Source organism: Streptomyces sp. CA-251247 (assembly GCF_050952975.1).
In the GTDB taxonomy this organism is placed as follows: Bacteria; Actinomycetota; Actinomycetes; order Streptomycetales; family Streptomycetaceae; genus Streptomyces; species Streptomyces achmelvichensis.
In genome coordinates this window covers 2888639-2913187 of sequence record NZ_CP191861.1, presented here as the reverse complement: position 1 = coordinate 2913187, position 24549 = coordinate 2888639, and the positions used below count along the sequence as shown (strand labels likewise).

Here is a 24549-nt window from a genome sequence, read left to right as displayed (position 1 = left end):
CAGCGCAACAGCTGGGGGTTGAGGCATGCCCATTCCATCCGTCGTCATCATCGGGGCCGGCATCGTCGGATGCTCGCTCGCCGACGAGCTCACCGCCCGTGGCTGGAGCGATGTGACCGTCCTCGAGCAGGGCCCGCTCCCCGCTCCCGGCGGTTCCACCTCGCACGCACCCGGGCTGGTCTTCCAGACCAATCCGTCCCGGACCATGACCCGTTTCGCCGCCCGCACCGTCGAGAAGTTCTCCGCGCTCGGCGCCTTCGACGCGGTCGGCGGCCTCGAAGTGGCCACCACCCGGGCCCGGTTGGCCGACCTGCACCGCAAGGCCGGTCTCGCCGCCTCCTGGGGCGTACGGGCCGAGGTGCTCACCCCGCGCCGTTGCAAGGAGCTGTGGCCGCTGCTGGACGAGGAGTTCGTGCTCGGCGGCCTGCACACCCCGGACGACGGCCTGGCCCGTGCCGTGGACGCCGGGCGCCTTCAGATGGAGCGGGCGGCGGCCCGCGGCGCGCGCTTCCTCGACCGGCACACCGTCACCGGCATCGAGCGCGACGGCGGCCGGGTGTCCGCCGTCGTCACCGACCGCGGCTCCTTCCCCGCCGAACACGTCGTCTCCGCAGCCGGCTTCTGGGGTCCGGTCATCGGGGCCATGGCGGGCGTGGAGGTGCCGTTGCTGCCGCTCGCCCACCAGTACGCGAGGACCGCGCCCCTGCCCGGGATCCCGCGCGAGGACCTGCCGATCCTTCGGCACCAGGACCGCGATCTGTACGTCCGGCAGCACGGTGACCGGATCGGCATCGGCTCCTACGCGCACCGCGTCATGCCGGTGGACCCGTTCACCGTCCCCGCGTACGACGACGCGCCGGTCATGCCGTCCTGGCTCGACTTCACCGCCGACGACTTCGCCCCCAGCTGGGACGACGCCGCGCGCCTGCTGCCCGCCCTCGCGGACAGCGCCGTCGAGGAGGGCTTCAACGGCGTCTTCTCCTTCACCCCGGACGGCATGCCCGTCCTCGGCGAATCCCGCGCACTGCGCGGCTTCTGGCTCGCCGAGGCCGTCTGGGTCACCCACTCCGCCGGTGTCGCCCAGGCGCTCGCCGAGTGGATGACCGACGGTCGGCCCGCGCTCGACGTCCACGAGTGCGACATCGCCCGCTTCGAGGAGGTCCAGCGCTCACCCGCCTACATCGCGGAGCGGAGCGCGCAGAACTTCGTCGAGGTGTACGACGTCATCCACCCCCTCCAGCCCATGGAGCAGCCGCGTCCGCTGCGGACCAGCCCCTTCCACGCCCGTCAGCAGGAGCTCGGTGCCTTCTTCCTGGAGGGCGGCGGCTGGGAGCGGCCGCACTGGTACGAGGCCAACGCACCGCTCGCCGAGGAGATACGGCTTCCCGTGCGGGACCCGTGGGCGGCCCGCTACTGGTCGCCTGTCGCGGCGGCCGAGGCGCGTGCCACCCGCGAGAGGGTCGCGCTCTACGACATGACTCCGCTGCGCAGGCTGGAGGTCAGCGGCCCCGGATCGCTCGCGTTCCTCCAGCGGATGACCACCAACCAGTTGGCGAAGCCGGTCGGTTCGGTCACCTACACCCTGCTGCTGGACGCGACCGGCGGCATCCGCTCCGATCTGACCGTGGCCCGTCTCGCCGACGAGCGTTTCCAGGTCGGCGCCAACTCGCCGGCCGACCTGGACTGGCTGCTGCGGCAGGCTCCCGCCGCCGTACAGATCCGCGACACCACCTCCGGCACCTGCTGCGTCGGGGTCTGGGGGCCGCTCGCCCGCGACCTCGTACAGCCGCTCACCCGCGACGACTTCTCGCACCGCGCCTTCGGCTACTTCAAGGCCCGGCAGACCTTCATCGGCCATGTTCCGGTCACCGCGATGCGGCTGAGCTATGTCGGGGAGCTGGGCTGGGAGCTCTACACGTCCGCCGACCTGGGGCTCAGGCTCTGGGACACCCTGTGGGCCGCGGGGCAGGACCTCGGCGTCGTCGCCGCCGGCCGCAGCGCCTTCAACTCCCTGCGGCTGGAGAAGGGGTACCGCGCCTGGGGCCAGGACATGACCGACGAGGACACCCCGTACGAGGCGGGTCTCGGCTTCGCGGTCCGCCCCGACAAGGGGGACTTCACCGGCCGCGACGCACTCTCCCCGGAGCGGATCCGCCGCAGGCTCACCTGCCTCACGCTCGACGACCCGGCAGCCGTCGTCCTCGGCAGGGAACCCGTGTACACCGACGGGACGCCCGGCGCCCCGGCCGGCTACGTCACCAGCGCCGGCTACGGCTACACCGTCGGCCGCTGCATCGCGTACGCCTGGCTGCCGCCTCTCGAACCCGGCACCGCGGTCCATGTGGAGTACTTCGGTGAGAAAGTCGCCGCCACAGTCGCCGAAGAGCCCCTGTTCGATCCCAAGATGACCCGCATCCGCCGGTAGAAGGGACACGCATGGCACCCGCGTACGACGTGATCGTCCTCGGCCTCGGAGGGATGGGCAGTGCGGCCGCCGCCCATCTCGCCGCCCGGGGGGTCCGTGTACTGGGACTGGAGAAGTTCGGTCCGGTGCACAGCCGGGGGTCCAGCCACGGCGGATCCCGCGTCACCCGTCAGTCCTACTTCGAGGACCCGGCCTACGTCCCGCTGCTGCTGCGCGCCTACGAGCTGTACGAGCAACTGGAGCGGGACACGGGCCGCGACGTGGCGACGCTGTGCGGCGGTGTGATGGTCGGCCGGCCCGAGTCGCGAACCGTCGCCGGATCGCTGCGCTCCGCCCAGCAGTGGGACCTGCCGCACGAGATGCTGGACGCGAAGGAACTGCACCGCCGTTTCCCGACGCTGACCCCCGCCGACGACGAGGTCGCCCTGTACGAGGCGCGCGCCGGACTGCTGCGGCCCGAGAACACCGTCGCCGCCCACCTCCAGCTGGCCACCCGCGACGGCGCCGAGCTGCGGTTCGAGGAGCCGGTCACCCGCTGGGAGCCCTACCGCGACGGAGTGCGCGTCCACACCGCCGAGGACACCTACACCGCGGGCCATCTCGTCATCTGCCCCGGAGCCTGGGCACCGCGGCTGCTCACCGATCTGCGGGTGCCGTTCAGCATCGAGCGGCAGATCATGTACTGGTTCCGGCCGGACGGCGGCACCGGCCCCTATCTGCCCGAACGCCATCCCGTCTATATCTGGGAGGACACCGCCGGGGTCCAGGTCTACGGCTTCCCGGCCATCGACGGACCCGACGGCGGGGCGAAGGTCGCCTTCTTCCGCAAAGGCACCCCGTGCACCCCCGAGACCATCGACCGCACCGTCCACGACCACGAAGTGCGGGCGATGGCAGACCAGTTGGCGCCCCGGCTGCCCACGCTGCCCGGCACCTTCCTCAAAGCCGTCACCTGCATGTACTCCACCACGCCCGACGAGCACTTCGTCATCGCCCGGCATCCGTCCCACGCGGACGCCGTCACCGTCGCCTGCGGATTCTCCGGGCACGGCTTCAAGTTCGTGCCCGTGGTCGGCGAGATCCTGGCCGACCTGGCGCTGGACGGCACCACGCACCACCCCATCGAGCTCTTCGACCCCGGCCGCATCGCGACCGCGCCCGCCTGATGGAGACGACCTGATGACCATGACGCCGGCCACGCCGCTCTCGCAGACCGCGCACCCGCAGACCGCGGCACCGCAGCCGCCGAGCCTGCTCGCCACCTTGCCCGGACACCACTACACCAGCCCCGACATCTTCGCCCGGGAGCAGGAGAAGATCTTCGAATCGCTCTGGTTCTGCGCGGTGCGCTCCGCGGACCTCGCACGCCCCGGCGCCTTCCGCACGGTCCAGGTCGGCCGCGAGAACGTGCTGGTCACCCGCAACAGGGCAGGCGAACTAAGGGCGTTCCTCAACGTCTGCCGGCACCGCGGGGCACGCCTGTGCACCGAGGAGTCCGGCGAAGTGCGGCGTACGCTGCGCTGCCCGTACCACGCATGGAGCTACGACCTCGACGGCGCGCTCGTCGCCGCCCCCAACCTCGTGAAGATGCCCGATGTGGACCGCAGCGCGTACGGGCTGCGCCCGGTGGCCCTGCGCGAATGGCTCGGCTACGCCTGGGTCTGTCTGGCCGACGAGCCACCGTCGTTCGAGGACAGCGTGGTCGGCGCGGCGGTCGAACGCCTCGGTGAGGTCGCCGCCATCGAGCGCTACCGCACGGGGGAGCTCGCCCTCGGCAAGCGCGTCAGCTACGACGTGAAGGCCAACTGGAAGCTGATCGTCGAGAACTTCATGGAGTGCTACCACTGCGCCACCATCCACCCCGAACTGACCCATGTTCTGCCGGAGTTCGCCCGCGGCTACGCGGCCCAGTACTACGTCGGCCACGGCGCGGCCTTCTCCGAGGGTGCCCAGGGCTTCACCGTCGACGGCAGCGAGGGCTTCGGCCGGCTGCCGGGCCTCGCCGAGGAACAGGACCGCCGCTACTACGCCGTCACCGTGAAGCCGCAGGTCTTCGTCAATCTGGTGCCCGACCATGTGATCGTGCACCGGATGTTCCCGATGAGCCATGACCGTACGGTCGTCGAGTGCGACTGGCTCTACACGCCCGAGGTGCTCGCCTCCGGCGCGGACATCTCCCGTTCGGCGGAGCTGTTCCACCGGGTCAATGTGCAGGACTTCGCCGCCTGCGAGCGCACCCAGCCGGCGATGGACTCACGTGCCTACCGCACGGGCGGGGTGCTGGTGCCCAGCGAGCACCACATCGGCGACTTCCACAGCTGGGTGACGGACAGGCTCGGCGGCTAGGTCGTGTCCGGCGGTCCCTACTCGGCGGTGTTCACCATGGAGGCGGCGGCATAGACGAGGTAGTCCCACAGCTGCCGCTCGTGCTCCGGGGCGAGCCCCAGCCCGTCGACGGCCGCGCGCATGTGCTTCAGCCAGGCGTCGTGCGCGGCCCGGTCGACCGCGAACGGTGCGTGCCGCATCCGCAGCCGCGGGTGACCGCGGTTGTCGCTGTAGGTGCGCGGTCCGCCCCAGTACTGGATCAGGAAGAGCGTGAGCCGTTCCTCGGCCGGACCCAGATCCTCCTCCGGGTACATCGGCCGCAGCAGCGGGTCGTCGGCCACGCCCTGGTAGAAGAGGTGGACGAGGCGCCGGAAGGTCTCCTCGCCGCCGACCTGCTCGTAGAAGGTCTGCTCCTGAAGCGTGCCGCGCGGAATCTCATTCACGCCTCCATGGTCTCAGACACCCCGACCGAGGACCCAGGGCCTAGGACTTCCTCCCCGGCGACTCGACCGGTTTCCGGTCACGCCCGGGGCCTCCGCCCCCGCCGGGCGCTCGCCTAGGTGGCCGCGGCGCAGGAGAGTGGACGTATGGGAACGCACCTGGAGCCCGATGCCGGGCCCGCCGCCGAGGCGCGCGATGCGCTGGTGCGGGCGATCGTGCACGAGGGCGGGCTGGGCGATCCCGCCTGGCGGGCGGCGTTCGAGGAGGTCCCGCGGCATGTGTTCGTGCCGTACTACTTCATCGGCCGGGGCGGCACCTATGAGCGGATGTGGTGCCTGGACCCCGACCGGGCCCGCCGTGAGCGGTGGCTGCGCGGGGCGTACTACGACATGCCGCTGGCCACGCGTGTACGGGACGGAGAACTGATCTCCTCCAGCAGTCAGCCCTCCCTCATGGCGCGCATGCTCGACGAGCTGCGGGTCGAGGACGGCAACACCGTCCTGGAGATCGGCGCCGGCACCGGCTACAACGCGGCGCTGCTCTCCCACCGGCTCGGGGAGGACCGGGTGACCACCGTCGACGTGGAGCCGGAGATCACCGAATCCGCGTGCAGGCACCTGGCCGCCGCCGGTTACCACCCCACCGTCGTCACCGGCGACGGGGCCCGCGGCTGTCCCGAGCGCGCGCCTTTCGACCGCATCATCGCGACCTGCACCCTGCCGTCCGTGCCCTTCGACTGGCTGCCGCAGTGCCGGCCGGGCGCGCGGATCCTCGCCCCGCTCTCCACGGGCCTGATCGCGCTACGGGTGAGCGACGACGGCCCCACCCGCAGCGCGGAAGGTCATTTCCTGCGGACGTCCGCCTACTTCGTCCCCCTGCGCGGCAGCGACGCCGCGGCGGAGGGGCACATCGGGGGCCTGCCCCGCCGCGTGATCGAGAACGATCTGTTCCGGTTCCTGCTCACGCTGACCGCGGGCAGCCTCGACCCGCACGAGGCCCTGTCGCTGTGGGAACGCGAGCGGCGCCCGCAGCGCGAGCGCTTCGGGGTCACGGTGAGCGGAGACCATCAGTGGGCCTGGCTGGACGACCCGGAAGGGCCGTACGCCTGGCCGCTGGGGCCGGCGCGGCAGACCGCGCCGCCCGCCTAGCGCCTCTTCAGCCGCGCCGGATGGTGATCGTGGTCCAGGCTCCGACGTGGACGCGGTCGCCGTCGTTCAGCGGGACCGGCACATAGGGCTGGATCGGGTCCTCGGCGCCGTTCAGCGTGGTGCCGTTGGTGGAGTTCTGGTCGACGACCGCCCACGAGCCGTCGGGCTGCTGCACGAGCACGGCGTGCTGGTGCGAGACGCCCGGGTCCTCCGGCGGCACCGAGAGATCGATGTCCGGGGCCTCGCCGGTGGAGTGCCGGCGGCGGCCGATGGTGACCTGGTTGCCCGACAGCGGCAGCTGCTGCTCGGGGGAGTACGCGGGCAGATTGAGACCGGTGGCGTCCGGGCCGCTGCGCTGCATCATCGCCATGAAGTACTCGCGGTCGGGTGCGACGACGATCGTCCAACCGGCGGGCGTCCCGTACTGCGGGGGCTGCTGCGCGGGACCGGGCTGAGTGCCCTGGGGACCACCCTGCTGCGGATACAGGGGCTGCGCCGGCTGCTGGGGCACGGACTGCTGCTGGAACTGCTGCGGCGGTGCCTGCGGAGTCTGCGTCCCGGCAGCCTGGGGGGCCTGGGGCTGCGCGGGCGGGGGCAGCATCCAGTCGTCACCCGCGTCGCCGTGCTGAGGCTGCGGCGGCGCCGGGGGAGCGGACTGCTGCTGGTACGACGGAGGCGGCGGTCCCTGCTGCCCGGCTCCGGGCCCCGGCATGCCGGGGGCCTGCCCGCCCGGCCCCTGCTGCTGGAACGGCGGCGGGGGCGGCGGTCCGGGCTGCTGGAACGACGGCGGGGGCGGCGGCGGAGGCCCGGGCTGCTGGAAGCCCTGGGGCGGCTGGTGCTGCCCCGGCGGCTCGTTCATCAGCGGCTCGGCGGCCCGGTTCATCTGCGACGGCCGGGAGCTCTGGTAGTCGTACGGGTCGTGCTGACCGGGACCCGGCCCGCCGCGGCCCTGCGGCGGCGCGGGCGGGGACGGCTGATTGGTGAAGCCGGCCGGCAGATTCAGCCCGGGGGCTGCGGGGCCGGCGCGAGCGGTGTGTACGACGTCGCCGTGTGCGTCAGGAAGTTGTACCGGCACTCCTCGCAGAACGGGGCCATGGCCTCGCGCGGGGTGCGGCACTGCGGGCAGAGCTCGGCCTGGGCCGTGGCGTTCGGATCGCCCGGCCCCGGGTAGCCGTAGGAGGGCGGCGGGGGAGGCGGCACGGCGCCTGCGGGGGCGCCGGGGCCGGCCATGCGGTGGCCACAGACCTCGCACCAGTCGTCGGAACCCGACTGGTGTCCGTTCGGGCAGGTCGGCATGTCGGCCCTTCCCCCTCTCCGTCCGGCCCGCGGGCCGTGTCGTTTTCGGTGCTGTCGCCGACTACTTCTTCACACGCACCGTCTTGGTGGAGCGTGTTTCGAGGGTCATTTCGTCGGCTTCCGCGACCTTCGCCTTCAGTCGCACAGTACCTGTCGCCGCATCGACCACGTCCACCACCTTCGCAAGCAGTTTCGCGGTGTCCGCGTTCCCGGACGCCGACGCGAGCTGCACCGCACGTCCCAGCTTGGCCGTGGCACCGTCGAAATCGCCCGACTTGCGGGCATCCAGACCCTGTTGGATGACCTGTGCCAGTTCCGCCTGGCCCGTGTAGTGCGCCACCTGCGGGTTGATCGAGGTCGATGCCGCCATGTCGTCCGTCCACACCGCCCGGACCAGTCCCTGGGACAGCACCTGAGGAGCGCCGCCGTCCGTCGACGGAATGATGAGCGAGGCGCGGGCGGCGAGCATCTCCTGGCCGATGCCGGCCTGCGGCACCTGTACACACACGTGGTAGTCGCGGGACTCGTCACCCCACGAGCCGGTCGGATAGTCGCCCGCCCGCGGACCCGCCTCGGTGCGCCGGGCGGTCAGGTCCTCGACGGTGGGCGCCACCTGCTTGACGAACCGGATCTCCACACCGACGGGGGTCCACAGCCGCAGGGCGACGTCCGCGACCTCCTTGCCCATCGCGTTCTCCATCATGCTGGTGAAGTCCGCTGCCAGATGGGCCGGGTCGGCGACGATGTCGGCGGTGCCGAGCAGCGCGGAGGCGATACCGGTGACCTCCTTCACCTCCCAGTCGGTGCCGACGCCGCGGGCGTCGCAGGTGAAGCGGCCCGCCACGGAGTCCAGAGCGGCCCGCAGATCCTCGGGCGTCTCGTGCTCGTTGCGGCCGTCGGTCAGCAGGATGCCGTGCCGTATTCCGCTCTCCGAGGTGGACAGCAACCGGTCCGCCAGCCGCAGCCAGGTGCCGATCGCGGTGCCGCCGCCCGCGGCCAGCCGCCGCAGGGCGTCCTTGGCCTGGGCGCGGGTCTGCGGATCGGCCACCGCGAGCCGTCCGTTGCCCGGGTAGACCTCCTTCGCCAGATGCGTACCGGCGATCACCGAGAACTCCACGCCGTCGCGCAGGGTGTCGATCGCGGCGGCCGTGGCGTCACGGGCGTTGCGCATCTTGGTCGGCGGGTAGTCCATCGAGCCGGAGCAGTCGACCATGATCGCGACGGCGGCACCCGGCGCCTGCGCGGGTATCGCGGACGGCGTCGTCGAAGCACCGGTCAGCGGAGCCCCGCCGCTGGTGCCGCCACCGGTGGAGGTGACGGTCACGATGGCGTTCACCTCCCGGCCGCCCTCGGGCAGGTACTCGTTCTGGTACACCTCGACGGAGAACTGCGGCACTTGGGACTTGGAGAAAACGGCCATCTGATCGGCTCCTTGAGGGCTCCACTCGGGAGAGCTGGTCATGTGACGTACGGGACAAGTGGCGTACGGGACAAGTGACGTACGGGACAAGTGACGTACAGGTCACGTGACGTGCTGGTCGAGCGACGTAGCGGTGTCGTTGAGGCGTGGTGGTCTCGAAAAGCGTGCTGGTGTCGAAAGGTGTGGGGGCCGGCGAGGGTGACTCGCCGGACAAATCGGTTTTCAGGCCGTGTTGTAGGCCGATCCTGCCCCTTGCGGCGCGACGGTGAACGGCAGGACCGCCACTGTTACGTTGTCGTGGCCGCCGCCGTCGAGGGCGTGCCCGACCAGAACCTGCGCGCTGTGCAGCGGCCGGTCCGCGGCGTCGGCCGGGACGGCGCGGGCCATCTCGTCGGCGCCCTCGGCGTAGTTCCACAGGCCGTCCGTACAGACCACGACCACACCGGAACGGTCCGGCTTGAACGCGGCGGTGTGCGGCTCCAGTTCGTACGCGTCGGCGCCGAGCCAGCCCGTGATGGCATGGGCTCGCTCGTCCGCGTACGCCTGCTCCTCGTTCATCAGGCCGGCCGCGACCATCTGGGCCGCCCACGAGTCGTCCTCTGTGAGCCGCGCGGCCGGGCCGGTGCGGTCGTCGGGCACCCAGTAGGCGCGGCTGTCGCCGACCCAGCCGACGACCAGCAGACCGGCGGCGGAGATCGCGCCGACGATCGTGCAGGCGGGGGCGTTCTGGTGGCGGTGCGGGTCGTGCTCCATCGCCTCGCCCTGAGCGTTCTGGGCGGCAAGGGAGTTGACCGCCTCGGACGCGGCGACGATGGCCTCGTGCATCGCCTGCTGCGGGTTCGTACCGCGCGGCAGGCTCTCCAGCAGCAGATCGTTGGCGGCGCTCGAGGCGGCCAGGGACGCCTCGTCGGGGCGCGTCGCCGAGGACACGCCGTCGCAGACGATCGCGACGACGGCCGGCGAACCGTCCGGCAGCGCGGTCGACGACACCGCGAACGCGTCTTCGTTGCGGTGGTGGCGCAGCCCGCGGTCGCTGACCGCGGCGACGGAGCCGAGCTCCTCCTCCATGTGGTCACGCTCGCGAGGCTGGGCGTGACCGCAGTTCTCGCAGTAGCCGTCGTCGTCGACACGGCCGGCCCGGCAGGCCACACAGAGCTTGGTGCCGGCCGCGGGCGTGACGGGAGCTGCCGCTCGTGGGTCGGGGGCGGCGGACTCGCGTGGGGCGGCCGCGGGTGCGGGAAGCTCGAAGTCCCCGGAGGAGGGACCGGATGCGGCGGACGCACCGGGAGGGCCCGCAGCGGCGGCGCGGGCCGCCGGTGGTCCGTCGTACCGGACCGCCGAGGCGGGCAGTTGACCCGATCCGCCCGACGCGGGCAGCTCGCCGCCGCCCGAGTCCGTGCCCGGCAGATCGCCGGGCAGGTGGACGGGGGCGGGTGTGCCCGCGGTGTCCGTGCCGGTGGCCGTCGGCCAGTCGACCGGGGAGCCGATCGCGAGCGTCGGGCGGTCGGAGCCGGGCATCACCGGTTCCGCGGACAGGTCGTACCCGCACGCGCCGCAGAAACGGTCACCCGCCTCCAGCGGCTCGGCGCAGCTGGGGCAGGACGACCCCGCGGCAGGCTCGTGCATCTGCGACGACATCAATCACACCCACGTCCGGGGGCGGAAGCGGTTGGCGCGCTCCACCAGGTCCATCCGCTCCTCGCCGCGCTGGGCGAGCCGGGCGAGCACCCGGTAGGAGCGTTCCAGCCCGAAGCGCAGGCCGCGCTCGTCCAGTTCGCTGCCGAGCAGTGCGGCCGGTACTCCACCGGGCCGCGGTGCGCTCGACGCGTCCGGTACGGACGGCGGGACTCCGGGACTACCGGAGAGTACCCAGTCGAGCGCCGTGCCGAGTACTTCCGTGGACAACTGCTCCCGGCGCACGGGGTCCAGACCGAACTCCTTCAGGGCGTCCACCTGCGCGGCAGCCGCGGACAGATCGCCGATGAGAGGTTCGTGCGCGGCGCGTCGCCGCAGTCTCGCCCGTACGGCGGCGACCCGGGCGGCCGTGTAATGGATCGATGCCTCCGGCACCGACTCCAGGGTCCGCACGGCGCCGGGCCTGTCACCTGCGGCGAGCTGGACGCGGGCGAGCCCGAACGCGGAGCTCACATAGCTCGGGTCGGTCGTCCACACGAGGCGGTAGTACTCCGCGGCGTTGTCCAGTTGACCGAGAACCTCCGCGCACACCCCGAGCGCCAGCTTCGGGGCTGGCTCGCCCGGGAACGCGTCGTAGATGGCGTCGAAGGAGAGCGCCGCGACCTCACGGTCCCCGGTCACCAGGGAGGTGAGTCCGCGGTACCAGACGACGCGCCAGTCGTCGGGGTGCGCGCTCTCCAGGTTCTCCAGCGCCTTGGTCGCCGGCTCCAGCTCGCCCATCTCCAGCCGGGCGCGCAGCTCGCGCAGCCGCGTCTCGGGGGAGGGTGCCGGTGCGGACTGGAGCGCGGCGATCAGCTCGGCGGGCGCGGAGGCCATCAGGCCCGCGAGGAAGCCCGCGTTGGGGTCGTTCGGGTCGACCCGCGGTACGGGCAGCGCCAGGGCTGTCGCACGGGCGTCGAGCGCGGCCAGATGCGGTGCGAGCGCGAGAGGCGCGGGCGACTGCAGGGCGGGAGCACCCGGCACGGCCTGAGCACCCGGCATGGGCGGGACACCGGGCACACCGGCCGTACCCGACACACCCGGCACACCGGCTGCCCCCGGGACACCGGGCACACCGGCCGTACCCGACACACCAGGCGCACCCGGCGCACCGGGCAGAGGCGGCGCGGCAGGAGCACCGAGGGCCGCGGGGGCAGCCTGGTGCGGAATCCTGGCCTCCACCGGCGTCGCCCTGCGGGAGCGCCGGGAAGGGGGCCGCCGGGCGCCGAGTGTCGACACGTCGTCCGTCATCTCGGCGAACAACCCGGTGTCCGTGACCCGCAGTTCGGGACCGAACAGCGTGGAGAGCGAGGGCCGGGGACGGCCCGTCTGCAGTGCGACGACCTCCCGGAGCACGCCCGTCAGCTGCTCCGCCATCTCCTGCGCCGAGGAGAACCGGCGCGCGGGATCCGGGTCCGTCGCCCGCACGAGCAGCCGGTAGAACGACTCGTACGTCTGGAAGACCTGGATGTTGTCCGGGTCCGGCAGGGAGTCCACGAAGACGTTCGTATAGCCCTGGAAGTCGAACGTCAGGACCGCGAGGGTACGCGCGACGGTGTAGAGGTCGGACGCCACCGACGGGCCGACCTCGGCGACCTCGGGGGCCTGGTAGCCGACGGTGCCGTAGATCGCGGACTCGTCGTCGTCCATCCGCCGGACCGCGCCCATGTCGATGAGCTTGAGCTGGTCCTGCTGCTGGATGGCGTTGTCGACCTTGAAGTCGCAGTAGAGCAGATTGCGGCTGTGCAGATGGCCGAGAGCCTCCAGCGCCTCGATGCCGTACGCGCACGCCTGCTCCACCGGCAGCGGATCCCGCTTGCCCGCGGGGCCGCGCCGCTCGTTCGCGATCTCCTTGAGGGACTTGCCGCCCACGTACTCCATGACGATGTACCCGTCGAGGGAGCCGGTGCGCTGGTCGAGGTGTTCCACGAAGTTGTAGATGCGGACGATGTTGGAGTGTTCGATCTCGGCGAGGAAGCGGCGCTCGGAGATCGCGGCGGCCATGGCGTCCTGGTCGCCGGTGTCCAGCAGGCCCTTGAGCACCACCCAGCGGTCGGAGACGGCACGGTCCACCGCGAGGTAGACCCAGCCCAGACCGCCGTGCGCGAGACAGCCGGCCACCTCGTACTGGCCGTGCACGATGTCGCCCTCGGCGAGCTTGGGCACGAAGGAGTACGGGTGGCCGCACTTGGTGCAGAACCCTTCCGTACGCCCCGGGCGTTCACCGCGCGCACGCCCCACCGGCGCGCCGCACTCGGAGCGGGAGCAGTACCGCTTGCGCTCGGGGACCTCGGGGTTCTCCATCACCGCGGAGCGCGGGTCGGGACGCGGCACCTCGGGGACGGAGACCAGGCCCGCGCCCAGGCGGTTGCGCCCCGACTGGCCGGTGGCGGTGCCCGAACTGCGCACCGAGACCGAGCGCGTGGAGGTGCTCGACCCGGTCAGCGACCGCGACAGCCGGCCCGAGACCGAGCGGCGCGAGGTCGACGAGCGCGAGGATGCCCGGGAGGAGCGCGAACTGCTCCGGCCGGAACTGCTGCCGCGTGCCCCGCCGCCCGTGATGCCCGTGGGCGGGGAGGAGACCATGCCGTTCGGCGAGACGACGGGTGCGAGACCGCAGGTGTCGCAGTACAGCTCGCCGTCGCCCATGTCCTCGTAGCTGCCCTCACACCCGGGCCGCTGACAGCTCTTGTTCTCGCTCACGCGTCCCCCCTGCGGTCGGTGGGCCCGGACGGTCCGGGATCCCGGTTGGCCAGGGCTTCCGCCGCGGCCTGCTGGTAACGCAGCACCGCCTGCCCGGCGACGCGCAGATCGCACGGCGCGCTCCACAGCATCCGGCGGGCCGCGTCGTACCGCTCGATGAGCAGCCTGTCCTCCGCGAGCCCGTGCCGGGCCACCTTCGCCTTGTACGCGTCCAGCCGGCCGCGCAGCTCCGCACGGACCGCGAGCGGTGCCGTGACGGCGGTCAACGACTCACGGGCGCGCAGCAGTTCGTCCTCCGCCTCGCGCTCCAGCGACTCCAGCAGCGGCGACAGGCGGTTCCACTGGGAGTGCCTGCGGTACTCGGCCGCGGTCGACAGCCGCTCCTGGAGCGCGGTCGGCGGGCCGCTGACGGCGGGCACCTCGGTCGCGGCGATCTTCGCGAGCACCTCGCCGCGGGCCGAGCGCGCCTCGGCCAGTGTGCGGTCGGCGCGCGACAGGACGTCCCGCAGCCGGATCAGCCGCTCCTCGGAGTCCTGCCGGACCCGCAGCACGGCCTCGATCTCCCGGCGGATGTCCTCCAGGGCCCGGGCGGAGCGGTCGTAGCGATCGGTGTCGGGGCGGCCGCCGCCCGGGGCGGAACTCCCGGGCGCCGGGCGCCAGAAGGCCAGCGGGTCGGAGATCACCTGGGCGCGCAGCGTGGACAGCTCGTGCGTGATGGACTCCAGCTCGTCGCCGGCCGGGTGCTCACCCGGCCGCACGCCCACCGAGTGGGCGAGGGAGCGGGTGCGCTGGAGCTCGGCGGAGAGCAGATCTATCCGGGCGGGCAGCGCCGACCACACGGAGTCCGCCGTCACCACCATGTTCAGCGAGCTCGCGTACAGCTCGTTCATCCGGGCGACCAGCTCTTCGAGCGTGAACTGCTCGGACAGCTTGGCCGGTCCGGTGAGGGTCGGGGCGGTGTGGGTGGCCGGGCTCGCCACGGTGACACTGGGGCCGCGCAGCCGGTCGGTGAGCTCCACGAGGTCGTCGCGGCTGGGCCAGCGCCGGCGGGCCCGCGCCTCCCGGGTCTCCTCCAGCGCGGCGGCGTACGCGTCGAAGTAGCCCCACAGCAGGGTGATCGCCTGCTCGGTGGAGGCCCAGCGGTCCTTGGTGACGCCGGTGAGTTCGGCGCCTTCGAGGAGCCTGCGCCCGGCGTGGTCCTGAAGGGCGAGCAGGGAGGTCTCGATCGCCTCGTGCTCCGCTCCGAGGCGCGCCAGGGCGCGGTCGACCTCGTCCCGGTCCATCGCCGGCCCAGGGGGTCTACCCGCGGAGCTGGGGAACGGTCCCGCGACGCCCATCGATCACCTCTCTGCTCTTCCTTGAGGACTGTTCTCCCTGAAGGACTTGTTCTTCCTCGGACTCGTTGCCGCGGAGCGTCCCGCCCCGGTCAGCCGCGGTACTTGGGAGCGGGCGGCCCGGCTATCCCGGGCAGGTCGGCCGCCAGCCACTTGTTGTAGGCGTCGGTCCAGGGGCCCCTGCGGTAGGTGTCCAGGACGCGGTTCACCCGGCGGACCACATCGTCCTTGCCGAGCTTGGTGGCGACGCCGTAGTACTCGGTGGTGAAGGGCTTGCCGCCCTTGAGCTCGACCGCCGGGTCCTGCGCGGCCTGGCCCGCCGCCAGGGCGTTGTCCGTGACGACCGCGTCGACCAGGCCCTCCTGGAGCCGTACGAGGCAGTCGAGCTGGTTGGGCACGGTGAGCACGTCCTCGTCGGTGGGCTGCTCGTCGTGGGGGTCCTTGAAGACCGCGCCGAAGGAGTTCTTCTCGAGCGCCTCGTAGGCCGTCGAGCCCTCCGCGGAGCAGACCCGCTTGCCCTTCAGCGACTCGTCGAAGCCGGTGATGGCCGACCCCTTGGAGGCGAGGACCTGCTGGCCGGCCTGGAAGTAGGCGGTGGAGAACGCGACCTGCTTGATCCGGGCGCAGTTGATCGTCATCGTGCGGACGACGATGTCCACCGTGCCGTTGTTCAGCGCGGGTATGCGCTGGTTGGTGGGTATGGCGCGGAAGATGACGGCGTCGCGGCTGCCGAGGATGTCCTCGGCGATGGCGTGGGCGAGGTCGATGTCGAAGCCTTCGAGGGCCCCGCTCGCCGGATTGCGGTATCCCCAGCGGTAGCTGTTCTGGTCGACGCCGACGACCAGCTTGCCCCGCTCCCTGATCGCCGCGATGTTCGGCCCGTCCGCGGCGGAGGGGCGCAGGGACGCCTCCGGTGTCGTGCAGGTGTCCGCCTTCACGGGAGTCGCGGTGCCGGTCCCCTGGCCCGACAGCTGGGCATCGCCGCTGTGGGACAGCGGGAGCAGGGTGACGGCGGCGGTCACCGCGCATGCGGCGGCCATTCCCGCGACACCGCCCCAGCCGCGGAACCTGAGCTTGGTCCTGTCGGCCCTTGTGTCCGTCATCACGCCTCCTCTCACCGGTATTCCGAAAGCCTGCGGTTGATGCCGAGAATGGCGCCCGCCGCTCCCAGCACCGCCAGCACCGCCGCACCGATCGGCAGTCCGCCCAGCGCGCCCCGCCCGTCCTCGGCGGCCCGGGTGAACTCACTCTGCTCGTGCGCGAGGGCCGTCGCCAGAGCGTCGTCGACCAGGTCGAAGCACTCGCCGGTGGACGACTTCGGACCGATGACCTTGTCCACCGCGCCCTCGTAGTCGCCGGACCGGTCGGTCGAACTGGCGCTGACGTGGCGCTTCTTCCACTCGTCCATGCTGTTGGAGGCCACCGTGACCGGGTCGCGGCCCTGCTTGTCGTCCGCGAGCTTCCGCGCCGCTTCCAGCCCGGCGCCGAGCTCCTTCATCCCGGAGCTGAACTCCGTCTCGTACTTGTCGTCCTTGCCGTCGTCGGTGAGCACGGCGCCGCGGGCGACCAGCACGAGATTCTCGTTGGCGCGGGCCTTCAGGGAGTCGATCCGCGCGTCGTTCAGCACCTTGAGGGACTTCTGGCCGTGCTCTCTCGCGTCGTTGAGCTCCGCGCGTGCCACCGTGTGCCCGACGGCGAGCCAGAGCAGGACGACGGTGGAGGCGGCGGTCGCGGCGACCAGACCGCGGTTGAACACCCGGTTCGTCCGCCGGTAGTTGCGCCGCTGGGCCCAGACGAGACCGCCCAGCGCCGCGACGCCGAGCACGAGGGAGAGGACCGGCCAGTAGCGGGCGTCGGCGTCGTCCTGGTCGAGCCGGGCCGTCTCCGCGTCGTACAGCTTCTGCGCGGCGGGCAGCAGCACCTTGGTCATCTGTTCGTTGGCGAACCGCAGATAGGCGCCGCCGAGCGGCAGGCCCTGGCGGTTGTAGGTGCGGGCCGTCTCGATCCGGCCGGTGTAGACCGGCAGTTGTTCGTTCAGCGTGGCTATCTGCCGGCCCGACTCACTGGCACTGTCCGTGTTCGTGGCGGCCTTGATGAGCAGCTTGGAGGCGAGGGCGATGTCCTTCTCGTACCGCTCGCGGACCCCGGGGGGTTCCTTGTCGGCGCCGGCGAGGAAGCCGCTGGAGGCCGCGGTGTCCGCGTCGGCCAGCGAGCGGTAGACGGACGCCGCGTCGGCGCTCAGCGGCTGGCTGCGGCTCACGACGTCGTCGGCCGCGGCGGCCCGGTCCGAGATCTCGAAGGCCGTCACCGCTCCGAACACGACCACCAGCGCGGCCAGTACGGCCCCGATGATCTGGAGCCGTCCGGGCTCGGTCGTCGCCGCCGTGCGCAGCCGGTCCTTGGCCTCGTCCAGAGCGCCGCGCTGCGCCGGGGGCCGGCCCGGTGGCTGCGCGGGCGCGGACGCCGGAGCCGACTGGGGCGCGGTGCGCACATTCGGCGGGTATGTCACGTGACCTCCCCCTCGGTCGCTGACGTCGGCCCGCCCCCCGGCGGGTTGAGGGGATGTCCCCCTGGCCAGCAGTATGGCCGCAGTGACTGACAATCACAGCAGGATTGACTGGATCTTGTTCCTTCGCAGCCGTACGGTGTCCGACTTCTCCTCATGAATACGCCGCACGACCTTGATCGGTTCCCACCGACGGGGCCTGCCGGTCTCCGGGAACACGACGTCGCCCGTCCTTCCGGGCAGGTGCCGGAGGACGGGCGACGGACCCGCCATCGGACGGGCGGCGCACCCGGTGACAGGAGGGGCGGCGACCCTGTGACAGGAGGGGCGACGGACCTGTGACGGGACGGGCGCGCACCCCGTGACGGGAGAGGCGGGCGTGGTCAGCCGGGAAGCGACCCCCGGTCAGTCGCGGCCGTAGTGCGCGCGCAGCCGGGCGTGGGCCTCGGGCGGCGCACCCGTGTGGTCGAGACCCAGCAGCGCCGCCCCCAGCACCGGCGGCGCGGTCACCCAGTCGACCACCGCCTTGGGCGCCTTCGCCGCCAGCAACAGGCCGATGTGCTCGTCCAGTTGCGGGTGCCGGGCCGCGAGGACACTGCCGCCCAGCAGCACCGGCGCCTCCTCGTCGAGCAGATCCAGCCGGGCCAGCGCCACGGTCGACATGGCGACGACCTCCTCCGCCAGCCGGTGCACCAGCGAGCGGGCGACCGGGTCGCCCCCGGCGCCGGTCGCGAACAGCACCGGCGTCAGCTCGTGTTTGCGCACGGAGGCGATGCGCCCGAGGTGCAGCGCCTCGATCAGCGCGTACATGGACCCGAGACCGAAGTGGGCGGGCAGCGTGGTGGCGAGGGCCGTCGGCTCGCCGCGGCCGTCCTCCGCCCGCGCCGCGTACCAGAGCGCCTCCTCCGCGAGTCCCCCTCCGCCGCCCCAGTCGCCGGAGATCTTGCCGATCGCCGGGAAACGGGCGGTCCGGCCGTCGGGCAGCATGCCCACGCAGTTGATGCCCGCGCCGCACACCACGGCCACGCCACGCGGTTCGTCCACGCCCGCCCGCAGGATCGCGAAGGTGTCGTTGCGCACCTCGGTCGTACCGCCCCACCCGCGGGCGTGCAGGGCGTCGGTCAACTCCCGTTCCTCCACGGGAAGATCGGCGTTGGCGAGACACGCCGACACATGGTCGACCGGTCCGGCCGGCGCCCCGCCCGCGCCGGCGGCAGCCAGCACCTCGCCGACCGTCGCGGCGAGTGCGTCGAGCGCTGCCCCGATGCCGACCTTCGGCGGCTGGAAGCCCTGCCCCCGGGCGGACGCGAGCACCGAGCCGTCGGCGCCGACGAGCGCGACGTCGGTCTTGCTGTTGCCCGCGTCGATGGCGAGGACTGAAGCGGTCACGCCCACGCCAAGTGCTCCCGGTTGTGAGCGATCAGCTTGTCGGTGAGCGCCTCGGCGTACTCGAACTGGCCGATCAGCGGGTGTGACAGCAACGCCTTGAAGACCCGGTCGCGGCCCCCGCGCAGGGCGGCCTCCAGCGCCAGGTCCTCGTAGGCCGTCACATGGGAGATCAGCCCGGCGAACAGCGGGTCGACCTCGGGCACCGCGAGCGGGGTCGCGCCCTGGGTGCCGACCGCCGCCTGCACCTCGATCACGGCGTCGTCGGGCAGGAAGGGCAGCGTGCCCCTGTTGAGGGTGTTGACCACCTGGTACGGACTTCCGGTTCCGCCCAGGAGGGAGGCCGCGAGATCCACGGCCGCCTCCGAGTAGAACGCCCCGCCGCGCTTGGCGAGCAGCTCCGGCTTGGTGTCCAGCGAGGGGTCGCCGTACATCCGCAGCAGCTGCTTCTCCATCTCCGCGACCTCGGCGGCCCGGGACGGCTTGGTGCCGAGCTCCCGGACGACCTCGTCGTGCGCGTAGAAGTAGCGCAGGTAGTAGGAGGGGACGACTCCGAGCCGGTCGAGGACCTCGCGCGGCAGCCGCAGATCGTCGGCGAGTTCGTCGCCGTGCTCCGCCAGCACCTTGGGCAGCAGGTCCGCTCCCTCGGGACCGCCGATGTGCACACCGGTCTCCCACGTCAGGTGGTTGAGGCCCACATGACGCAGATGGACATCGGCGGGGGCGACGTCGAGGAACTTCGCGAATCTGCGCTGGAAGCCGATGGCGACGTTGCACAGCCCGACGGCCTTGTGACCGGCCTGGAGCAGCGCCCTGGTCACGATGCCCACCGGGTTGGTGAAGTCGATGATCCAGGCGTCCGGGTTCGTCCGCCGTACCCGCTCCGCGATGTCGAGGACGACCGGGACCGTGCGCAGCGCCTTGGCGAGACCGCCGGCGCCGGTCGTCTCCTGGCCGACGCAGCCGCACTCCAGCGGCCATGTCTCGTCCTGGTTGCGGGCCGCCTGGCCGCCGACGCGCAGTTGCAGCAGGACGGCGTCGGCGTCCGCCACCCCGGCGTCCACGTCCGAGGTGGTGACGATCTTCCCGTCGTGGCCCTGCTTGGCGAAGATCCGCCGTGCCAGTCCGCCGACCAGCTCCAGACGCTCCTCGGAGGGGTCGATGAGGACCAGTTCACCGATCGGGAGGGTGTCCCGCAGCCGGGCGAAGCCGTCGATCAGCTCGGGGGTGTAGGTGGATCCGCCACCCACCACTGCGATCTTCGCCGGCCGGGTGTTCGGGGGCTCTCCCCCGATGGAACGCAGCATCTGTCTCTAGCCCTTCACTCCGGTCAGTGTGACGCCCTCGACGAACGCCTTTTGGGCGAAGAAGAAGACGACGATCACAGGGGCCATGACCAGCACGGTCGCGGCCATGGTCAGGTTCCAGTCCGTCTGGTGCGCGCCCTTGAAGGACTCCAGGCCGTAACTGAGGGTCCACGCGGCGGGGTTCTCCGAGGCGTAGATCTGCGGCCCGAAGTAGTCGTTCCAGCAGTAGAAGAAGTGGAACAGCGCCGATGCCGCGATGCCCGGCTTCGCCATCGGCACCACGACCTTCAGCAGGGTCCGCAGTTCCCCGCAGCCGTCGATCCTGGCCGCCTCGGTGTACTCCCGCGGAATCGTCAGCAGGAACTGGCGCAGCAGGAAGATGGTGAACGCGTTGCCGAAGGCGAAGGGGATGATCAGCGGCCACAGGGTGCCGGCCAGGTCCATCTGCCGCGCCCAGAACAGATACATCGGCACGATGACCACCTGCGGCGGCAGCATCATCGCCGCGATGACCAGCATCATCATCAGATTCCGGCCGCGGAAGCGGAACTTGGCGAGCGCGTACGCCACCGGCAGGCTGCTGCCGACCGCGAGGACGGTGCCGAGCCCGGCGTACAGCAGCGTGTTGCGCCACCAGGTCAGAAAGCCCGGGGTGTTCCAGACGTCGGCGAAGTTGCCCCACTCCCAGGTGTTCGGCCACAGATCGCGGGTGAGCGCCTGGTCGTCGCTCATCACGGCGGTCAGGAACACGAACACGAAGGGCAGCAGGAAGAACAGCGACGCGGCGATCGCGAGGGAGTGGACGCCGATCCACTCCAGGGCGGCCCGTCGCCGGGCCGTCCGACGCGCCTCGGTGGCGGCCTTCCCCGGCGCGGTGACCTGGGGACTTTCCAAGGGTGCGAGTGTCGTACGAGTCATCAGTCCTCCGCCGACATGAAGCCACTGCGGCGGCGCATCAGGAACGCCGTGAACACCATGGCGAGTGCGAACAGGACCAGGGCCACGACACACGCGGCGCCGGTGTCGAAGCGCTGGAACCCGAGGTTGTAGACGACCTGCGGAACGGTCAGCGTGCTCTTCTCCGGATAGCCGGGTTCGAACTGCTGGCCCGATCCGCCGATCACCCCGCTCGCGACCTTCGCCGCCACCAGGGGCTCGGTGTAGTACTGCATGGTCGCGATCACTCCGGTGACCACGGCGAAGAGCACGATCGGCGAGATGCTCGGCAGGGTGACGAAGCGGAACCGCTGCCAGGCGCCGGCACCGTCCAGTTCGGCCGCCTCGTACTGCTCCTTCGGCACGTCGAGGAGCGAGGCCATGAAGATGACCATCAGGTCGCCGATGCCCCACAGCGCGAGGATCGTGAGCGAAGGCTTCGACCAGGCCGCGTCGTTGAACCACTGCGGGGGGCTCAGGCCCACCTTCTCCAGGATGGTGTTGGTCGGGCCGGTGCCGGGGTTGAGCAGGAAGACGAACGCCATGGTCGCGGCGACCGGCGGCGCCAGGTAGGGGAGATAGAACAGGGTGCGGAAGACCCCCGCGCCCGTCTTGATCTTGGTGATCAGCAGTCCGATGCCGAGCCCGAAGAGCACCCGCAGCGACACCATCACCAGGACCAGCCACAGCGTGTTGCGCAGCGCCGGCCAGAAGAACGGGTTGTCCTGGAAGACGTACGCCCAGTTCTTGAAGCCGACCCAGGTGGGTGCCGTGAACCCGTCGTACTTCATGAACGAGAAGTAGACCGTCGAGACGAGCGGGTAGAGGAAGAAGACGCAGAGGCCGATCAGCCAGGGGGAGAGGAAGCCGAGGGTGCGAAGCGCCGAGCGGCGGCGCTTCGCCCTCAGTCCCAGCGGGACAGTGCTCATCTCAGCCGGCCTGCTCGTTGTCCTTGTCGACCTGCGCGTCGTTCTTCTTCAGCAGCGCGTCCAGGTCCTTCTGCTTGCCCTGCTCGTAGGAGACGCCGAAGTCCTGGAGCGTCAGCAGGAACGCACCGCCGTTGACCGACGAGGGCGCGTGGGAGGACTTCGGGTGCTGGGCGATGTCGACGAACGTGCGGTACAGCGGGTCGTTGTTCAGCTTCGGCGACTTGAGCGCCGCGACGGTGGAGGGCACGTTGTGGATGGCGTTGGCGAAGGAGACCACCGCGTCCGTGTCGGTGGAGAGGTACTTCACCAGCTCCCAGGCGGCGTTCTTCTTGGCGCTGTTGTTGGCGATGCCGAGGATGGTGCCCGACAGGTAGCCCTTGCCGTAGTCGGCGACCTGGGCGTCCGGGACCGGGAAGGGGGCCGCGCCGATCTCGAAGCCGAGCTTGGCGTCGGTGGCCATCTTGCCGCGCCACTCACCGTCCAGCTGCATGGCGACCTGGCCGGTGTGGAAGGGGTGCTTGGGGCCCCACTCGTCGCCGACGGCGGTACGGAACTTGTTGATCTTCGCGTAGCCGCCCAGGTCGTCGAGCAGCTTCTTCTGCCAGGTGAACATCGCCTTCACGGCCGGGTCGTTCGCCGTGTTGGACTTGCCGTTCTGGTCCAGGTAGGTGATGCCGAACTGGGAGCCGTAGTGCTCCACCGTGGTCTCGTACGCCTGGTAACTCGGGTTGAAGCCGAGCCGCTCGATGGTGCCGCCCTTGGTCTTGGTGAGCTTCTTCGCCACCGCGGAGAACTCGGAGAGCGTCTTCGGCGGGGCCGTGATCCCGGCCTCCTTGAACGCGTCCTTGTTGTAGTAGAGGCCGTACGCGTCGCCGAGCAGCGGCACCGTGCAGCGCTTGCCGTCGTGCTCGGTGTACTTGGCCATCTGCGGCAGGAAGGTCGCGGCGGGGTCGATCTTCGCCTTGTCCAGGAAGGGCTTCAGGTCCGCGAGGGCATTGGAGGTGCAGAAGCGCCCGACGTTGTCGGTGGTGAAGGACGACACGACGTCCGGGCCCTGCGAACCGCCGCCGCGCAGCGCCTGGTTGATCTTGTCGTCGGTGATGCCCTTGACGATCTTGACCTTGATGTTGGGGTGCGCGGTCTCGAAGGTCTTGATGTTGGCCTCGATGGCCTTGACCTCGCTGGGGGCGCTCCAGCCGTGCCAGAAGGTGAGCGTGGTCTTCGCTTTCGGATCGTCGCTCGCGCCCGCGTCGGCCGACCCCGTACAGGCGGTGGTGAGCAGGGCTATCGAGGCGGTCGCGGCCAGCGCGACGGCCGAGGTGCGGCGGCTTCTGGGCATGGCGGTGTCTCCCTGGGAGCGGGGTCTGGGTGCTGGAGCGTTGCGTGGTGTCTCTGGATTCAGCGCGAGGTGTCGAAGACTTCGTCGCGGGTGGTGGCGAGGGCGCTCTCCAACGCCCCGCGCAGGACCGGGTGTTCACGTACGGAACCGAGGACGAGTCGGGGGCGGGAAGCGGCGAGTTCGGCGAGTTCCGCCTGGACGCGGGCTCGCAGCGGCTCCCCGCCGGCGGTGATCACGGCGCCGGACAGGACGACGAGTTCGGGGTCGAGGACGGCGACCATGGAGGCGAGACCGGTGGCGAGCCCGGTCGCATACGCGTCCAGCAGCAGCCGGTACGGGCCGGAGTCGGCCTCGGCCGCCCGGGCCACCAGCGCGGTCGCCACCTCCGTGTAGTGGCCGTGGCCGACACCCTCGACGCCGAGGTCGCGGGCCAGCCGCGGCAGTGCCTGGGCACCGGCCAGCTCCTGGAAGCCGCCGCTGTTGGCCTTGGTCACCTGGCGCACCAGCGGGGTGCCGGGGACCGGGAGGAAGCCGACCTCGCCGGCGCCGCCGGTGAAGCCGCGGTGCAGCCGGCCGCCGATGACGAGGGAGGCGCCGAGGCCCTCCTCGTTCCACAGCAGCACGAAGTTCTCATGGCCGTGGGCCACGCCCAGACGCTGCTCGGCGACGGCGACGAGGTTGACGTCGTTCTCGTACTCGACGGGCATCGGCAGCACCGCCGCCAGCTCGTCGAGCAGGGTCGGCGAGTGCCAGCCGGGCAGGTGCGAGGCGTACCGCAGCCGTCCGGTGGACGGGTCGAAGGCGCCGGGGGTGGCGATGACGATGCGGTGGATGTCGGCGCGGGTCAGCCCGGCGGCTTTCACGGCTCCGTCGAGCGCCTCGGTGACCTGCTTGACGACGCTGTCGGCGCGCCGGCCGGGGGTCGGCAGTTCGAACTCGCCGACGGTGGTCCCGGTGATGTCGGCGACCGCGGCGCGGATCCGCAGCGGGGTGACATCGAGTCCGGCGGCGAAGGCGGCCCCCGCATGGACCGCGTACAGCTGGGCGTTGGGGCCGGGCCGTCCCTCCGTGGTGCCGGTGGCGACCACCAGGCCGGCGGATTCCAGCCGTGCCAGCAACTGCGAGGCGGTGGGCTTGGAGAGGCCCGTCAGCTTCCCTATCTTGGTGCGCGAGAGGGGACCGTGCTCCAGCAGCAGGTCGAGCGCGGCCCGGTCGTTCATGGCGCGCAGTACGCGCGGTGTACCGGGTGTGGTTCCGGCCACGACGGATGCACCTGCCCTTCGGCTGCGATGTTCTCAGCGCACTGTTAGGAAAGTTTCCTATTCAGTGAGAGGAAAGTAAGCCGCATGTCGGGCGGGCGTCAATGGCCGACGCCCGCGA

At 71.4% G+C, this 24549-nt stretch carries 17 protein-coding genes and 1 pseudogene; 4 read left to right on the top strand and 14 right to left on the bottom strand.

What is annotated here, in order from left to right; all coding sequences use genetic code 11:
- The first annotated feature begins 25 nt into the window (after positions 1-25).
- From ACQPWZ_RS12720 to ACQPWZ_RS12710, 3 genes are read left to right on the top strand one after another with little or no spacing between them, the layout of a single operon-like run.
- Entirely contained in the window at positions 26-2425 is a 2400-nt protein-coding gene (locus ACQPWZ_RS12720) for a GcvT family protein (RefSeq protein ID WP_433571370.1), read from the top strand.
- A gap of 11 nt (positions 2426-2436) precedes the next feature.
- A complete protein-coding gene (gene solA, locus ACQPWZ_RS12715) occupies positions 2437-3591 on the top strand; it encodes an N-methyl-L-tryptophan oxidase (RefSeq protein WP_340473154.1) in 1155 nt (384 codons plus the stop codon).
- Positions 3592-3604: 13 nt separating this feature from the next.
- The gene (locus tag ACQPWZ_RS12710; RefSeq protein ID WP_433571369.1) at positions 3605-4771 is read left to right on the top strand and encodes an aromatic ring-hydroxylating oxygenase subunit alpha; all 1167 of its coding nucleotides are present in this window, start codon (positions 3605-3607) and stop codon (positions 4769-4771) included.
- A gap of 17 nt (positions 4772-4788) precedes the next feature.
- Here ACQPWZ_RS12710 and ACQPWZ_RS12705 read toward each other — a convergent pair whose 3' ends face one another.
- Positions 4789-5193, bottom strand: a complete 405-nt coding sequence (locus tag ACQPWZ_RS12705) for a globin (RefSeq protein WP_340473153.1) — start codon at positions 5191-5193, stop codon at positions 4789-4791.
- A 144-nt stretch (positions 5194-5337) separates the two neighbouring features.
- Here ACQPWZ_RS12705 and ACQPWZ_RS12700 point away from each other — a divergent pair, with 144 nt between their 5' ends.
- The gene (locus ACQPWZ_RS12700; protein WP_313946270.1) at positions 5338-6339 is read left to right on the top strand and encodes a methyltransferase domain-containing protein; all 1002 of its coding nucleotides are present in this window, start codon (positions 5338-5340) and stop codon (positions 6337-6339) included.
- A 7-nt stretch (positions 6340-6346) separates the two neighbouring features.
- Here ACQPWZ_RS12700 and ACQPWZ_RS12695 read toward each other — a convergent pair.
- From ACQPWZ_RS12695 to ACQPWZ_RS12635, 13 genes and pseudogenes are all read right to left on the bottom strand, one after another.
- A pseudogene (locus ACQPWZ_RS12695) lies at positions 6347-7635 on the bottom strand (FHA domain-containing protein).
- Positions 7636-7696: 61 nt separating this feature from the next.
- The gene (locus ACQPWZ_RS12690) at positions 7697-9055 is read right to left on the bottom strand and encodes a vWA domain-containing protein (protein WP_383232691.1); all 1359 of its coding nucleotides are present in this window, start codon (positions 9053-9055) and stop codon (positions 7697-7699) included.
- Between the two features lie 222 nt (positions 9056-9277).
- Complete coding sequence (locus ACQPWZ_RS12685) at positions 9278-10693, bottom strand: PP2C family serine/threonine-protein phosphatase (RefSeq protein WP_433571368.1); 1416 nt, start codon at positions 10691-10693, stop codon at positions 9278-9280.
- A gap of 3 nt (positions 10694-10696) precedes the next feature.
- A complete protein-coding gene (locus tag ACQPWZ_RS12680) occupies positions 10697-13378 on the bottom strand; it encodes a tetratricopeptide repeat protein (protein ID WP_433573809.1) in 2682 nt (893 codons plus the stop codon).
- Positions 13379-13428: 50 nt separating this feature from the next.
- Positions 13429-14769, bottom strand: coding sequence for a hypothetical protein (locus tag ACQPWZ_RS12675; protein ID WP_433571367.1), 1341 nt, complete (start codon positions 14767-14769; stop codon positions 13429-13431).
- 89 nt (positions 14770-14858) lie between these two features.
- Positions 14859-15869 (bottom strand): glutamate ABC transporter substrate-binding protein, encoded by a 1011-nt coding sequence (locus tag ACQPWZ_RS12670; RefSeq protein WP_340473148.1) that lies wholly within the window; start codon positions 15867-15869, stop codon positions 14859-14861.
- An 11-nt stretch (positions 15870-15880) separates the two neighbouring features.
- Positions 15881-17275: a hypothetical protein gene (locus ACQPWZ_RS12665; RefSeq protein ID WP_383232700.1), complete on the bottom strand. Its 1395-nt coding sequence runs from the start codon at positions 17273-17275 to the stop codon at positions 15881-15883.
- 402 nt (positions 17276-17677) lie between these two features.
- Complete coding sequence (locus ACQPWZ_RS12660) at positions 17678-18667, bottom strand: N-acetylglucosamine kinase (RefSeq protein WP_433571366.1); 990 nt, start codon at positions 18665-18667, stop codon at positions 17678-17680.
- Positions 18658-19965: a 6-phospho-beta-glucosidase gene (locus tag ACQPWZ_RS12655; RefSeq protein ID WP_383243280.1), complete on the bottom strand. Its 1308-nt coding sequence runs from the start codon at positions 19963-19965 to the stop codon at positions 18658-18660. Before ACQPWZ_RS12655 ends, ACQPWZ_RS12660 begins: the two co-directional genes overlap by 10 nt.
- A 6-nt stretch (positions 19966-19971) precedes the next feature.
- Positions 19972-20883 (bottom strand): carbohydrate ABC transporter permease, encoded by a 912-nt coding sequence (locus tag ACQPWZ_RS12650; RefSeq protein ID WP_340473145.1) that lies wholly within the window; start codon positions 20881-20883, stop codon positions 19972-19974.
- Positions 20883-21830 carry a carbohydrate ABC transporter permease gene (locus ACQPWZ_RS12645; protein ID WP_340473144.1) on the bottom strand — a complete coding sequence of 316 codons (948 nt, stop codon included), beginning with the start codon at positions 21828-21830 and terminating at the stop codon, positions 20883-20885. Before ACQPWZ_RS12645 ends, ACQPWZ_RS12650 begins: the two co-directional genes overlap by 1 nt.
- Before the next feature lies 1 nt (position 21831).
- Positions 21832-23169, bottom strand: a complete 1338-nt coding sequence (locus ACQPWZ_RS12640) for an ABC transporter substrate-binding protein (protein WP_433571365.1) — start codon at positions 23167-23169, stop codon at positions 21832-21834.
- Between the two features lie 59 nt (positions 23170-23228).
- Entirely contained in the window at positions 23229-24431 is a 1203-nt protein-coding gene (locus tag ACQPWZ_RS12635; protein WP_433571364.1) for an ROK family transcriptional regulator, read from the bottom strand.
- Positions 24432-24549 lie beyond the last annotated feature (118 nt).